The following is a 15,247-nucleotide window of genomic DNA, read 5'->3' on the forward strand; positions in this document are numbered from 1 at the left end:
CAGCGCCGGACCGACCAGGCCGGACCGGCGGAACAGAACGGAACAATGCACGCCGCGCACTCGTCGCGCACGGCAGACCGGTGGTCGAACGTTCAAGCATTTGCGGGCACGAATGGTCCGCGAATGCCCGGCAATTCACCTCCGGCGCGCGTTACCCGACAGTTCCTCGACATCAAGCGGTTCCAGCGCGCCGTCGTGCCGGAACCGCCCGAGGTCGCCGGTGCGGTACCACCGGCGGCCCTCCCACCACACGAACGCCGCCGACGACCGCACCGGGTCGCCCCGGTAGCCCTCGGCAACGCCCAGCCCGCCGATCCACAGTTCGCCGGGCACCCGGTCCGGGCAGTCCCGGCCGGCCGGGTCCACCACCCGGTACCGCTGGTTGCGCAACGCGAAGCCCCACGGCACCGGACGCCCGTCCGGCACCCCGTCGACCTCGAAGGCGCTCGACCAGATCGCCGCACCCGCCGCACCGCCGAGCGCGACGAACCGCCCCTGCGGGCAGCGCGCGCGGAAGCGGGCAGGCAGGTCCGACCCGACCCGGCCGCCGGAGACCAGGGCCAGCCGCAGCCGGTCACCGCTCCCCCGCGCAGCCGAGAGGTACCCGGCGAACCGCTCCGGCGTGCTGTTCCACACCGTCACGCCGTGCCGCTCGCACAGCTCGGCCCACCGGCCCGGGTCAGCGCGCCCCCCGTCGTCCGGCAGCACGACCGCGCCGCCGGAGCCGAGCAGGCCGAACAGGTCGAACACCGCCAGGTCGGACCCGACCGGCGACACCGCCAGGACGCGGTCCCCCGCACCGACGCCGAACCGCTCGGTGACGTCCTCCAGCGTGTTCACCACCGACCGGTGGGACACCTCCACGCCCCCCGGCCGCCCCTCGGGACCGGTGAGCAGGACGTAGGCCGGGTCGGTCGCCCGGACGCCGACCGGACGCGGCAGCGGCGCGTGCCCGCAGGCCGTCGCCGGCACCACCCGGACGTTCGCGGGCCAGGGCCCGCAGCCCGACTCCGAGACGGCGAACGCCGCCGAGGCGATCTCCACCGCCCGCCGCCGGTGGTCGGGAGGCGCGTCGACCGCCACGGGCACGTACACCCCGCCGGCCGCCAGCACGCCCAGCGCCGCCGCGACCAGGTCGGGTCCACCGGGCACGGCCACGACGACCGCGTCGCCCGGCCGGACCCCCCGGCCCGCCAGCGCGCCCGCGATCCGCAGCGACCGGTCGGCCAGCGCGCCGAACGACAGCTCCGCGCCGTCGCCCGAGACCACCGCCACCCGGTCCGGCTCCGCCTCCGCCCACTCGTAGAAGCCCTCGTGCAGCAGCCGTCCGCTCTCCAGCCCGGCGGTCTCCGCGACGACGGCCCGGACCACCCGCTGGCTCTGCGGCAGCCCCACCGGCGGGGCCACCGACCAGTCGCCGCCGAGCAGCCACTCCAGCAGGTCGCGGTAGACCTCGAACATGCCCTCGACCACGCCGGTCTCGAACAGCCCGGCCACGTGGTCCCAGGTGAGGTACAGACCGCCGTCCAGCTCCACGAGCCGGTGGTCCAGCCAGGCCCCCGGGGTCTGCGAGATGGCGTGGCCGAGTTCGCCGAAGGACTCGCGGAACCGGTCGCCCAGCAGCTCGCCGCCGCCCATGTCCCCGGTGAACAGCACGGGCGCGGCCGGGCCGTCGTGCCCCAAGACCTCGCGGAGCACCTCGGCGGCGGAGCACGCGCCGTGCGAGGCGTCGGCCTGGAACCGGCGCTGCACGGCGCGGACGCGGTCGGCGAAGGACTCGCCGGACAGGTCGACGTCGAGCAGCACGTGGTTGGTGAAGGCGCCGATCACCCGCGGCACGTCGTCGTGCAGGGCCACCCGGTCGAACACCGGCAGGTCGAGCAGCACCCGGGTCTGCCCGCTCCACCGGCCCAGCACCTCGGCGAACGCCGTCGCCAGCACCATCGCGGGCGTCACCCGGTGGCGGCGGGCGAGCGCGACCAGCCGCCGGTACCGGTCCGGGTCCACCCAGTGCGCGAGCCGGCGGAACACCGGCTTCCCGATCTGCGCCGGGTCGCACGCCAGCGGCAACCGGGGCGCGGGCGGCAGGTCGGCGATCCGGGACATCCAGTACTCGCGGTCCCGCTCGCGCACCGGGCCGCGCGAGCGCTCCAGGTCCGCGCGGTACTGCGGGAACGTGTACGTCAACGGCGGCAACGACTCCGCCCCGCCGGCGTAGCAGGCCGCCAGGTCGTGCAGGAACACGCCGAGGCTGAGCACGTCGGCGACCAGCGAGTCCAGCTCGACGTGCAGGCGGGTCCGCCCGCCGGGCAGCGACGACAGCCGGACGTCGAACACCTCGCCCCGCTCGACCGCCAACCGGCGGTGCGACAGCTCCGACCGGACCCGGTCCAGCTCCCGCCGCACGCCGTCCTCGTCCAGCGCGCGGAGGTCGTGGTGGGTCAGGCCCGTCCACGCCGGCTCGGGCAGCACCTGCTGGGTGCCGTCCGCCAGGAACCTCGCGCGCAGCATCGGGTGCCGCCGCACCACGGCGAGCACCGCGCGCCGCAACGACTCCGCGTCCACACCGGAGCCGTCCACCTCCAGGTAGACGTGGCAGCCCACGCCCCCGAGCACCTGACCGTCCGCGCGGCCCGCCCAGTACGCGCGCTGGACGGGGTCCAGCGCGAACGGCGCGCTCGGGTCGACCTGCGGCCAGGGCACCTCGACCGGCCCGGAGACCGCGCGCCCGCCGACCAGTTCCCACCACTGCGCGAGGGTCGGCCGCTCGGACAGCTCGCAGAACTTCACGGCGAGGCCCTGGGCGTGCCAGGAACCGATGATCCGCATCATGCCGAGCGAATCGATGCCGTACTCGATCAGGTTCTCGTGCTCGTCGACGTCGTGGGGCAGCTCACCCACCACGGACGCGACCAGCGAGCGCAGCTCGCCCTTGCTCGACGGAATCCTGTGCACGATCTTGCCGGGACCCAATTTACCGGCATTTATCATGAATTCCCACCCCAGAATTCATCATGAGCGCCTAAGGCAACCAGGACAACACAACTTCCCCAGAACGACAACGCGCGACCACGCCGCCCCCGTGGTCCGGGCCGGGCCCCCAGGGACCGACCGGGCGGGTGCGCGGAACGCCTACCTCCGACCCGCGGCGCGTCGCAGCGCCGGTGGTCGCACGATTGCGGTCGAACTCACAGCTCCCCAGGCCACCGAGCTCAACCCGCCCCCCTCGCACAACGGTCCACCGCTTTATCCGATGGTGCGCGACCATATTCCAGGTCAGCACTCATGACACTCCTACCACCTTCCGACACCCGTCGCAATCCTGCCCCAATCGAGACGGAGGGGGAGCGTGCTACGCGGTTCGGCCTGGGCACGCGGATGCCCCGACCATGATCTTCAAGAATTTTCACGTTTGGCCGCCGGCCGCCCCCGCCCGCTGCACGGAGACCGAGATCCACCCAGTTAACAGACTACAACTGGCGCGACTATACACGTATAGATAGGTCCCCGGAAGGCCGGCCGCCGGTCTGCGGGAAGAGATTACCCGGCCAGGTCGGAGACGCCGGCGGGACGACAGCGGAATGCACAAGACCACCGGACTTCGTATAGACGACCCGGTGGTGGTGCCGCCGGCGGCGACCGGCGGCGCCCCCGGCAGGAGCAGCCCGGTACGCCGTCCGGTGCCCTCAGCCGACCGGGGAACCCGCCACGCCGGCGGACCTCCGCGCCGGCGGGGCGCCGTCCCGGTCCGCGTCGAGGTGGACCACCGCCACGTCGGCCGCCCGCACGGCGGACAGCAGCGCCGAGGTCTCCTCGCCGGCCCGCCCGTCGACCGCGAGCACGACCACGGTGGCGTCCGGCCGGTCACCGGTCAGCGCGCGGACCGCGACCCGCAGCCGGGAGGACAGGTCCGCGCCGCCGTCCGCCAGGCGGTCGTCCGCCAGCGCGACGACGACCACCGGCGGGGTGCCGGCACCGGTCCCCCGCCCGTCGCCGGCCGGCGAGCCGGCCTTCGGCTCGTAGGTGGCGTGCAGGCGGGCGGAGGCCGGGAAGGGCAGCACGCCGTCGGGCAGGCCGGGCGCGGGGCGGGCCGGTTCCCGCGCCGCCACGGCGTGGAACGGGCCGGTGATCCGCACCGGGGCCGGCCGGTGGGCGCGGGTCCGGCCCGGGTGGTCCGCGCGGGACCTCTCGGCGACCGGCGCGGCCGTGCCGGACGGACCGGTGCCGGCGGAGCGCAGCCGGGCGACCGGCGGCAGCTCGTCGGCCCGGTGCCGGCGCTTCGCGTAGCGGTCCGCCAGCTCGGCCGGCGTCAGGCGCGGGTTCGCCGACAGCGCCTCCGCCGCGACCCGCAGCGCAAGCGGCAGCCGCCCGCACAACCGGGCCAGCCGCGCCGCCGCGTCGGGCTGCGCCGCGACCCGCTCCGCGCCGGCCAGGCAGCCCAGCAGGTCGAGGCACTCGTCCTCGGCCAGCCGGCCCAGCCGCACCCGGTGCGCGCCCTCGTGCACGGCGAGCTCCACCTGCCGCCGCCTGCTGGTGACGATCAGCCCGGACGGGCCGGGCGGGATCAGCGGGCGCACCTGCTCGGCGTCGACCGCGTCGTCGAGCACGACCAGCACGCGCCGGCCGTGCAGCAGGCTCCGGTAGAGCGCGGCCCGGCTGGTCACGTCGGCGGGCAGCCGGTCCTCCGCGACGCCGAGCCCGACCAGCAGCAGGCCGAGCGCCTCGGGCGGGGCCACCGGCGCGCGCCGGGAGCTGCTGCCGCACAGGTCGACGTACAGCTGGCCGTCGGGGAACCGGTCGGCCAGCCGGTGGGCCGCGGCCAGCGCGAACGCGCTCTTGCCCACGCCGGCGACGCCGTGCACCACCGCGACGCGCGGCGCACCCCGCCGCTCCTCGCGGGTGAGCAGGTCGGCCAGCGCGTCGGCCTCGGCCTGGCGGCCGACGAACCCCCGCGCGGTCGGCGGAAGCTGGGCCGGTCCCGGCAGCCCCAGCCGGCCGGCACCCTCCCGTGCGGCCACCGCCGCCGAGGCGGTGCCCTCGGCCACGGGCGCGGCGACCTCTCCGCCCGACGACTGCGGCTCGCGCGGTTCCCCGGTTTCCGCACCAGTCGTACGCAGTTCTGCCGTGCGCGGTGCTGCCGTGCGCGGCTCCGGTGCGCGCAGCTCCGGGTCGCCGGCGAGGATGCGCTCGTGCAGCCGGGTGAGCTGCTCGCCCGGCTCGATGCCCAGCTCGTCGGCGAGCAGCACCCTGGTCCGCCGGTACACCTCCAGCGCGTGCGCCTGCCGGCCGCACCGGTAGAGGCCCAGCATCAGCAGCGCCGGCAGCCGCTCGCGCAGCGGCTCCTCCGCGATGGCCCCGGTCAGCACCTCGACCACCTCGGCCCGCCGGTCCAGGCCGAGCATGTCCGCCGCCCACTCCTCGACGGCGGTCAACCGCACGTCCCGCAGCCGGGCGCGCTCGACCAGCGCGAACGGCCCCGGCACGCCGGCGTAGGCGTCGCCGCGCCACAGGTGCAGCGCCGGGTCCAGCGCGGCCACCGCGCCGGCCAGGTCGCCCGCCGCGCGCAGCCGCCGGGCGGTGCCGTGCCGCCGCGCGAGCACGTGCACGTCGACCCGCTCGGGGTCCAGCTCCAACGAGTAGCCCCGGGCCGTGGACACCAGCACCGAGCCGGCGTCCTTGCGCGACCGGGCCGGTTCCAGCGCCCGGCGCAGCCCGGCGACGTAGGTGTGCACGCCGTTGCTGCACGACTTCGGCGCGTCCTCGCCCCACACCGCGTCGATGATCTGGTCCAGGGCGACCACGTCACCGACCCGGCTGGCCAGCAGGCCGAGCACCGCGCGCTGCTTCGGCGGGCCGAGCGGGACCTCGACGCCGTCGTGCCACGCGCGCAGCGAACCGAGCAGTTCGACGCGGATTCCCTCCGAATTGGCCCCCATGGCCCTGCCTCCGAATCGGATGTGGACTCTCGGATCCCGCCGGGGCGGTCGACGCGCGTGCCCGGCCGGGTGGTGCGAGGTCGGGCGGGCGGAACCGGGCGCGCGCCGCGCCGGCCCGGTCCCGGTGGACGGCGGTCACGGCCGGGCGCGAGCGGCCTCGGCTCCCGCGCCGCGCCGGGTCACCCGGCGGGGCCGGGCGCGGCGCCCGCACGGGGCCGGTGGCCGCGACGGGGTTCCCGGCGCGTGGACCGGTCGCGCACCGGAGGTGGACACGGCACCGCCCGCCGAGCGCGGTCGGGGGACCGGCCGGCGGGCGGGGTGGTCGGCGGGAACGCGGAGGTCGGACCCGGTGCGGACCCGGGTCTGCGGCGCGCGCGGCATCGAGCGCGGGCCGGGGGTTCGCCGCACGCGGCCGGAGCCGTCCCGTGCGGTCGTGCCGGAGGGGTGGTGCCGGGAGGTCGCCGGCGCGGTGCGCGCAGCGGGCCGAGCGGGCGGGTCGGCGCCGGTGACGGCGGCGGGCACGCCCGGGGAGGTAGTCGCGTCCCGGAACGGGTCGAAAGTGCGAAATTCTTTCCACGTTGCCAAGTCAATTCCCCCCGGAATCGTGCCGCCGTGACCGCCGGCATTACCCGACAAAGATCCGACCGGGCCGACGACAACGGGAAACTACCCAGCGGCCGACGTGGGTGTCAAGGACCGCAGGACGAGCGCCGAACCGCCCCGTGAAGAATGCGCACACCCATGTGCGATCTTCACGACCGGTCCCGCTCCGGGATGATTCCGGATTTACGCGGCGATCGCGGCGGAGGAGGGCGAAAGGATTCGGCACCATCGAAAGCGCAGGTCGTCCGCCGACTCGCCACCGGCCATCCGGACCAATATAGCGTGATCAACGGGAAAATCGGACATCCGTCCCGGAGTCGCCCCGTGAATTCTCTCACGTGTTATCTTTTCCGGGCACGCAGGCCCTCCCGGTGACAACGGGAAATCCCCACCCGGGGCAGCGGCACCGGCCCCCGCCGGTGCCGGCACCCGCCGGGTCTGCTCCCCCCTGAGGCGAGCGGCGAGGAGTTGTCGATGGCGAACGGGACGAGCGGCAGCGGTTCGGGCCATCGCGGGCGGCTCCCCCGGCTGTCCCAGGAGGCCATAGTCGACGCGGCCCGGACCATCCTCGAGCAGGAGGGGGTCGGCCACCTGTCCATGCGGCGGCTGGCGAAGGACCTCGACTCGACCCCGATGGCGCTCTACCACCACGTGCGCAACAAGGACGAGCTGTTACTGCTGCTGCTCGACGAGCGCGCCCGCAAGTTCACCCGGCTCGCCCTGCCCGACGACCCGCACGACCGGCTGCTGACCGCCGCGCAGGCGCTGCACGACGTGCTCGCCACCTGCCCGTGGATTGTCGAGGTACTGGCGTCCGACGACCTGATGGCCGTCTCCGCGATGTGGATCGTGGAGGACATCGTGGACGCCGCGATCAACTGCGGCATGAGCCCGGAGGACGCGATGTACGCCTACCGCGTCATCTGGTACTACACGGCCGGGCAGCTGCTGATCAACTTCACCCGGGACCGGCGGCGGGCCCAGGCCGGCGACGCCACCTACCGGGAGCGCACCTTCGCCTCGCTCGACGCCGAGGAGTTCCCCCGGCTGGTCGCCCTGGCCGAGCGGTGGCCCGAGCTCGACACCCGGGACACGCACCGCAAGGGTCTGGAGGACATCGTCACCGGCCTGATCGCGGGCAACGCGCCCGCCGGCTGAGGGCCGCCCGGGTCGGGCGGCCCCCGGCGGTCACACCAGTCCGCGCGCCCGCGCGCCCAGCAGCTCGGCCACCTTCCACTGCCGGTCGGCCGGCACCAGCCCGAGCAGCAGCACGTTCCACATCTCGTCCACCCGCCGGTCCAGGTCGCTGCGGCGGGACAGCACCGACGAGACCATCTGGATGCCCGCCAGGCCCGAGATCACCAGGTACGCCACGGCCTGCGGCGACACCGACGCGACGATGTCGCCGTCGTCGATCGCCCGGCGGACCAGGTCCTCGCACGCCTCGATCCACACCCCGTAGGAGATCGGCGGGGTGCCGGTGTAGGTCAGCTCCATCAGCAGCCGCGTCCCGGCGCGCACGATGGGGTCCTGGTCGATCTGCCGGGCCGTGGTCTCGGAGATCCGCACCATCTGCTCCAGCGCGCTGGCGTCGTTGTGGGAGATCCCCTCCACCACGGCGGACATCCGGCGGTTGTGCTCGTCGAGGACCGCCGTGGCCAGGTCCTCCTTGGTCGGGAAGTGGAAGTGCAGGGCACCCCGGGTCGTCCCCGCCAGCTTGATGATCCGGCCGAGGCTGGCACCCGCGAACCCGTCGCTGTCGAACACCGCCGCCGCGCTGTCGACGATGTGCTGCCGGGTCGCGATCGCCCGTTCCTGCCGAACCTCTCTCATCCGCTGAAGGCTCCCCACCGTGACACCACGACTCGACACAACTCCATCCGGACCAGGGAAGCGCGGACCGCTCCGCGATACCCGCGCGACCGGCATTCTACCAGGTCACCGTGGTCGCAACCGCGATCCGCGACGCCGGCGGCCCGCGCTACTTGGTGGCGACCAGGCGTTCCACGTGCCCGCCCTTGATGCGCTCGGACTCGCTGATGGTGAACCCCGCCGCGCGGACGTTCAGGATCGGCCGGCGCCGCTGGTGCTCACCGGCAGACGGCACGCTGAACCGCTCGATGAAGCCCTGGATGAGCCGCAAGATCCAGAATGGACTGACCACGTGGTCGACCATCACCAGCCGGCCGCCGGGCCGCAGCACCCGGTGGATCTCCCGCACCGACCGGTCCACGTCGGGGATCGCGCACATGCTCAGCGTGCACACCACGGTGTCGAAGCTGTTGTCCTCGAACGGCAACTGGTGCGCGTCGCCCTTGCGCAGGTCGACCTCGCGGCCGAGGTCGTCGGCGCGCAGCCGGGCCGCCTCCAGCATCCCGTCGCTGATGTCGATCCCGGTCAGCTTCACGTCGTCCGGGTAGAGCGGCAGGTTGAGGCCGGTCCCGATGGCGACCTCCAGCACCTCGCCGACCGCCCGCTCGCAGACCCACTCGCGCTGGCCCGCGTAGAGCAGCCGGTCCCAGAACTTCATCTCGTCGTCATAGCCGGCCGCAGACTTGTCCCAGTAGCTGCGCCACTTCTCCTGCTGTTCCGCCACGTTCCCCACCCGCTCCCGTCTGCTGGTCCCTGTCACTTGCCCGAGGTGTAGCGGGGCCGCGCGAGCCGGCCGGCCACGAGTTTCGACAACCCCTTCGCCGACATGGCGAAGAGCATCCTGCTGGCCATGAAGCGGTAGACGTGCCGGGGCCGGACACCGCGCATCCCGACCTCCAGGCGGCGCACCACCTCGCGGGCGTCCTCCTCCGTGGTCGCGGTCCGGTGCAGGAACCGCAGCAGGAACACGAAGATCCCGCACCGCTCGAAGACCAGCTGCGCGGTGGCCATCTCCAGCAGCACGCCCGGCTTGGACCGCTGGTCGAACGGGAAGGACCTGCGGTCGAGCATCAGCCGCAGCATCGCGCCCCGCCCCTCGACCTGGCCGAAGACCTTCGACTCGGCGGCGAAGCGCCGGACCCCGTCCTCCAGCACGCGCTGGGCGGCCATCGCCTGCCGGTGCCGCACCGGGTCGGTGAGCTGCCGCAGCGCGTGGTGGGCGAGGTGCGCGGACAGCGCGTTGCGGAAGTACCGGCGGCGCATACCGACCTGGCCCGCGTCGGTGGCCGTCGCCCGGTCGAACACCTCCTGCGTGCACAGCACCGACGAGACGGGGAACAGCATGTCGGTCATGGACTTGCCGATGGCCACCAGGTCGACGTGGTCGAGCATCCGGGAGTTGGCCAGGTAGTCCTCCCCCGTGCGCCAGCCGCCGGAGAGCACCTCGTCCACGCCCACCAGGTAGCCGCCGGACACGCGGTGCCGCTCGACCGCGCGCAGGACCGCGTCCGGCAGCGCCTGGCACAGGCCGCCCCGGACGACCTCGAACCACACCAGCGCCACCTCGCCGGAGGCGAGCACCTCCTCCAGCCGCCGGACCGCGTCCTCGGCGAACGGGTCGACGTAGACCAGGTCGTGGTAGTAGGGCCGGAAGGCGTCCGGGTCGGACTCGGTGACCTGCGGCCCCTGCTTGCTCAGGTTGATGGCGAACAGCGACTTCCCGGCGAAGTTTCCGGTGAAGGTGACCACCTTGGTGCGCGTCGGGTTGGCCAGCATCGCCAGCGCGGCGGCCTGGTCGACGGCGGTCGCCCCGCTCACGGCGGGGAACGCCTTGGCGAAGCCGGTGAGCCCGGTCAGGAACTCTTCCAGGTCGGCGTAGTAGTCGTGCTCCGGCCGGTGCACCGCGAGCACCTCGGCGGGCACGTCCGGCGGGTTGTGGCCGCGCAGGTTGCTGCCGAAACCGCCGCAGCAGTCCAGGACCTCCCGCCCGTCGTCCAGCCTCAGCCGCGCGCCGGACGCCCGCTCGACCTCCAGGTCCATGCCGACGATGGGTTCCATCTTCGCCATCGACGGGTTGACGTACCGCGCCCAGTGCTCGCGCATGACGTCCTTGTCGGCGTCGATCGCGGCCATCGCCGCGCGCTGCGCGTCGCCGACCAGGCCGTGCTCTTCGAGGGCCGCGAGCACGACCTCGGCGCAGAAGGTGTTGCCGCCGAAGGTGGAGGTCTGGGCGTAGCAGTCGACGTCGTTGTTCCAGATCTCGTACGCCGCCTCGGTCATGGTGAAGCAGCCGAACGGGACCTGGTGACCGCCCAGGTTCTCGCCGTAGACCAGGACGTCGGCGCCCAGCGGGTCGGTGAGCAGGCGGTCGTCGCCCAGCTCCAGGGCGGCGTCGCACACCACGACCATCCCGGACTGCTCGCGCACGGTGCGCAGCAGCGGGGCCAGCTCGCCGAGGACCGACTCGGTCATCGACTCGTCGCGCACGACCACGACCGCAGACCACTCGTGCTCGGGACCGACCCGCACCGCCTGCGCCACGTCGGACACCACGACCACGTGCGGCGTCATCGCCTGCTCGACGCCCTTGGAGGTCGGGTCCACGAAGGACGCGAGGTCGCCCTTGCCGTCGACCAGCAGCACCCAGCCGCCGTTGTCCCGCTGCCGGCGGACCGAGGTCTGGCGGGCCAGCTTCACCGCGCCGGACAGCGCCTCGACGGTGGAGTTGATGAGGAAGCTCCGGTAGAGCGCGGCACCACCACGCGCGGTGAGCGCCGAGCTGAGCAGGTACGCCAGCTTGGTGCTCGCCGCGTTGATGTAGTTGCTGGACGTCAGGAACGTGCACCGCTGTTCGGCGATTCGGCGGTCTATTCGATCCAACAGAGCAGTGGTCGCCGGTTTGAACACCGAACCCTCAGTCCACTGTCGGTCCACCGGTACTCCTCGAATTATCCGGAATGACGAGACGGCACGATCAGCAGGAGTCAGCCCGCTGGCCAAGATTTTCGCACACCCGATCGAGGAAGAGGCGGCCCGAGGAAAGTGGTGAGATAATTTGAAGCGATTGTGCGAAATGCACATCCGATCGTGCACCGGTAAACCGCGCGCGCCCCGGCGGGCTGCCGGGAACCGCGTTCGGGCGGTTCCCGGGCCACACCGGGGCGGCGCGCTGTCACCGGTCAGCGGGTGGCGGCCCCGGTCAGGCGCCAGCCCTGCGCACGGCGGCGCTCGCGCCAGAAGTGGGCGTACCGGCCGTCGCGGGCCAGCAGCTCGTCGTGGACGCCCTCCTCGACCGCGCGACCCCCGTCCAGCACGACGATGTGGTCGGCCTCGCGCAGGGTGTTCAGCCGGTGCGCGATCACCAGCACGGTGCGGTCCCGGGACAGGGCCGACATCGCCTGCTGGAGCGCGTGCTCGTTCTCCGCGTCCAGCGCGGCGGTCGCCTCGTCGAACAGCACGATCGGCGTGTCCTTCAGCAGTGCCCGCGCGATGGAGATCCGCTGCCGCTCGCCGCCGGACAGCCGGCCGCCGCCCTCGCCGACCGGTGCCTCCCAGCCGCCCTGGAGGCGTTCGGCGATGTCGTCCACCCGCGCCGTGCGGGCGGCGGCGTAGACCTCCTCGTCGGTGGCGTCGGGCCGGCCCAGCCGGATGTTGTCCAGGATGGAGCCGTCGAACAGGTAGACGTCCTGGAAGACGACCGAGATGACGGACGTGAGGTCCTCGGTCATCATCTCGCGCACGTCCACGCCGCCGACCCGCACCGCGCCGGCGTCGGGGTCGAAGAACCGCGCGATCAGCTTGATCACGGTCGTCTTGCCCGCGCCGGACGGCCCGACCAGCGCGGTCATCCTGCCCTGGGGCACCCGCATGGACAGCCCGTCGAGCACGCGGGACCCCCGGTAGCCGAAGGTCACGCCGTCCAGCTCGATGTCCGTGGAGCCCGCGCGCTTGCCGACGGCGGGCTCGGGCAGCGTCTCGGTGGCGAGCAGGTCGTTGATCTCGGTCAGCGCGGTCTCGGCCACCCGGATCGCGCCGCCCAGCTCGGCGGTGAGCATGATCGGTTCGACGAACCGCGCGGCGAGCACCAGCAGCGCGATCAGCTCGGCGGTGCCCAGCGAGCCGTCCAGGACCAGGTAGGTGCCCAGGCCCAGCAGCGCGATGAACGCCGCCTGCGCGATGAACACCAGCCAGACCACGCCGGGCATCCCGGCGCGCAGCATCCGGCGGCCGGCCGCGTGCTGCGCGACCAGGGCGTCGTCCAGCGCGGCGTGCCCCTCGACCGTGCGGCCGAAGGCCCGCAGGACCGGCTGGGCGCGGGCGAACTCGACGATCCGGCCGGCGGCGTCGGCGTGGATGCGGTCGGCCTCGCGGTCGGCGATCTGCATCCCCCGGCCCGCGACCCGGTAGACCACCGCCACCGCCACGGCGGCGACGGTCATCGAGATGGCCAGCCGCCAGTCGAACAGGAACATGCCCAGCACGACCACCAGCGGGGTGACGAACGTGTCGACCAACTGCCGCAGCAGGTGGGCGGGCACGCCCATGATGTCGACCACGCGCTGGGCGGCCATCCGCCCGAGGCCGCCGACGCGGTCGACGGTGAACCAGGACAGCGGGAGCTGCGCGACCTTGTCGCCGATCCGGTGGTGCAGGTCGCGGCACACGTTGGCCGCGGCGCCGTAGCCGCGCAGCGTCGCCGGGTAGCTCACCAGGGCGTAGCCGACCCACAGGACGGCGAGCGCGATCACCCACGGCCAGGCGCGGTCGGGCTCGGGCCCGAGCAGCTCGCGCAGGGCGGGGACGAGCAGGACGAACGCGATGCCCTGCATCAGCGCCGCCGCGCTGAGCCAGGCGAGCAGCTTGCGCAGCGGGCGCGCGTGGTCCGGGCCCAGCGCGGTGAACAGTCGACGGATCATCGTCCGGCCTCCTTCACGGCACCGGTCACGGCGTAGGGGTGGGGGTCGGTGTCGCCGGGCTGCGACTGCTCCTGGAGCCGCCACATCCGCGCGTACCGCCCGTCGGCGGCGAGCAGTTCCTCGTGGGTGCCCTGCTCGACCACCCGGCCCTGCTCCAGCACGACGATGCGGTCGACGCCGACCACCGAGGCGAGCCGGTGCGCGACGACCAGGACGGTGCGGCCGGCCGCCAGCTCGGACAGGGCGTCCTGGATCAGCGCCTCGGACTCCGGGTCGGCGTGCGCGGTCGCCTCGTCGAGCACCACGATCGGGGTGTCGGCGAGGATCGCCCGCGCGATGGACAGCCGCTGCGCCTCGCCGCCGGAGAAGCGGACGTCGCGCCCGACCATCGCGTCGTAGCCCTGCGGGAGGGCGGTGACGCGCTCGTCGATGGCCGCCGCCCGCGCCGCGCGCCGCACCGACTCGTCGTCGGCGTCGGGGCGGGCGAGCCGGATGTTGTCGCGCACGCTGGCGTCGAGCATCTGGACGTCCTGCAGGACGAACGACACCAGCCGGTAGAGCTGGTCCGGCGCGATCTCGCGCAGGTCGACGCCGTTGATCGAGATCGAGCCCGCCGTCGGGTCGAAGAACCTCGGCAGCAGCTTGGCCAGCGTCGTCTTGCCCGAGCCCGACGACCCGACCAGCGCGGTCACCGTCCCCGGTTCGAGCACCAGGTCGACCTCGCTGAGCACGGGCCGGTCCTCGTCGTAGGCGAACTGGACGCCGGACAGCTCGACCCGGACGCCACCGTCGCGTTCAGGGCTGCGCGGCTCGTCCGGCACCGCCAGCTCGGGCGCGGCGACGAGCGCGCCGACCCGCTTGGCCGCGAGGCCCGCCATCTCCAGGTCGGTGCCGTGGAAGTCCAGCGCCGCCAGGGGCGCGGCCACGCCCAGGCCGACGATCGCGAACGGCAGCAGCTCCTCCGGCGCGAGCGACCCGGAGGTGATCAGGGCCGTGCCGCCGACGAGGACGCTGAGCAGGATCGTGATGGGGCTGACCATGAGCGCCGACGCGGCGGTCTTGCGGTAGCCCTTGGAGATCCAGGCGATGAAGAACGTCGAGAAGTCGTCGGCGGCCTGCGCGAACTGCCGGTGCGCGCGCTTGGCCTCGCCGAACATCTTGACCACCGCGATGCCCTCGACGAACTCGATCACGCGGCTGCTGATGCGCTCCTGCGCCTCCTCGTAGGCGGCGGTCTCCGCGTCGAGGGTGGTCATCATCTTGATGAACAGCGCCACGCCGATCACCACCGGGATGAGCAGGATGAGCGCCATCCGCCAGTCCACCAGGAACAGGTAGACCAGCGTCGCCAGCGGCGTCACCAGGCTCGCGGTGAGGTTGAGCAGCGAGTGCGCGACCAGGTGGTGCATCGCGTCCACGTCGTGCTGCACGGCCTTGCCGATGCCCCCCGCGCCCTTGTCGGTGAACCACCCGAGCGGCACCCGGCCCAGCCGCTTGACCAGCCTGCGCCGCACCGAGAGCTGGAAGTCCAGGTCGGCCGAGTGGGCCAGCGCCCCGGCGGCCGTGGTCAACGCCAGCCACACCACCAGCGCGCCGGCCGCCACCGAGGCGACCGCCCACGCCCTCCCCTGGTCGACCGGCCCGTCCGCGAGCAGCACCTCGGCCAGTTCGGCCACCGCGACGAACGGGACGACCGCGGCCACCGCGCCGAGGGCCTGCAACCCGATCGCCACGCCCAGGCGCGACTTCACGGGGCGCAGCAGATCCCCGAGACCTATGGCTTCCGCCGGTTCCGCCTGAGCCGTGTTCATCGTGCCCCTGTCACTTTCCATAGCCCCTCGACCCCCGCTCTGCCCTCTGCCGGAACAGTTCGACCAGAGCACCTGGACCGGCACTCTCCGTGCCCGGGAACAGCGTAGC

The 15,247-nt window shown here is 73.5% G+C and carries 8 protein-coding genes; 1 reads left to right on the plus strand and 7 read right to left on the minus strand.

What is annotated here, in order from left to right:
* Nucleotides 1-135 precede the first annotated feature (135 nt).
* Together AB0I60_RS00840 and AB0I60_RS00845 are read right to left on the minus strand one after the other, a co-directional pair.
* Entirely contained in the window at nucleotides 136-2,955 is a 2,820-nt protein-coding gene (locus AB0I60_RS00840; RefSeq protein ID WP_360724725.1) for an AMP-binding protein, read from the minus strand.
* A gap of 731 nt (nucleotides 2,956-3,686) precedes the next feature.
* Entirely contained in the window at nucleotides 3,687-5,936 is a 2,250-nt protein-coding gene (locus tag AB0I60_RS00845) for a BTAD domain-containing putative transcriptional regulator (RefSeq protein WP_360724727.1), read from the minus strand.
* A 1,077-nt stretch (nucleotides 5,937-7,013) separates the two neighbouring features.
* Here AB0I60_RS00845 and AB0I60_RS00850 point away from each other — a divergent pair.
* Entirely contained in the window at nucleotides 7,014-7,697 is a 684-nt protein-coding gene (locus tag AB0I60_RS00850; protein ID WP_360724729.1) for a TetR/AcrR family transcriptional regulator, read from the plus strand.
* Between the two features lie 30 nt (nucleotides 7,698-7,727).
* On the opposite strand, the gene AB0I60_RS00855 is transcribed toward AB0I60_RS00850, so the two are convergent.
* From AB0I60_RS00855 to AB0I60_RS00875, 5 genes are all read right to left on the minus strand, one after another.
* Entirely contained in the window at nucleotides 7,728-8,372 is a 645-nt protein-coding gene (locus tag AB0I60_RS00855; RefSeq protein WP_360724730.1) for a ScbR family autoregulator-binding transcription factor, read from the minus strand.
* 148 nt (nucleotides 8,373-8,520) lie between these two features.
* A complete protein-coding gene (locus AB0I60_RS00860; protein WP_360724732.1) occupies nucleotides 8,521-9,135 on the minus strand; it encodes a class I SAM-dependent methyltransferase in 615 nt (204 codons plus the stop codon).
* Between the two features lie 32 nt (nucleotides 9,136-9,167).
* Nucleotides 9,168-11,345, minus strand: a complete 2,178-nt coding sequence (locus AB0I60_RS00865; protein ID WP_360724734.1) for an aminotransferase class III-fold pyridoxal phosphate-dependent enzyme — start codon at nucleotides 11,343-11,345, stop codon at nucleotides 9,168-9,170.
* Between the two features lie 245 nt (nucleotides 11,346-11,590).
* Nucleotides 11,591-13,327, minus strand: coding sequence for an ABC transporter ATP-binding protein (locus AB0I60_RS00870; RefSeq protein ID WP_360724736.1), 1,737 nt, complete (start codon nucleotides 13,325-13,327; stop codon nucleotides 11,591-11,593).
* Nucleotides 13,324-15,078 (minus strand): ABC transporter ATP-binding protein, encoded by a 1,755-nt coding sequence (locus AB0I60_RS00875; protein ID WP_360724738.1) that lies wholly within the window; start codon nucleotides 15,076-15,078, stop codon nucleotides 13,324-13,326. The genes AB0I60_RS00870 and AB0I60_RS00875 overlap by 4 nt, the downstream gene beginning before the upstream one ends.
* Nucleotides 15,079-15,247 lie beyond the last annotated feature (169 nt).

The sequence above is a fragment of the Actinosynnema sp. NPDC050436 genome (assembly GCF_040655415.1).
In the GTDB taxonomy this organism is placed as follows: Bacteria; Actinomycetota; Actinomycetes; order Mycobacteriales; family Pseudonocardiaceae; genus Actinosynnema.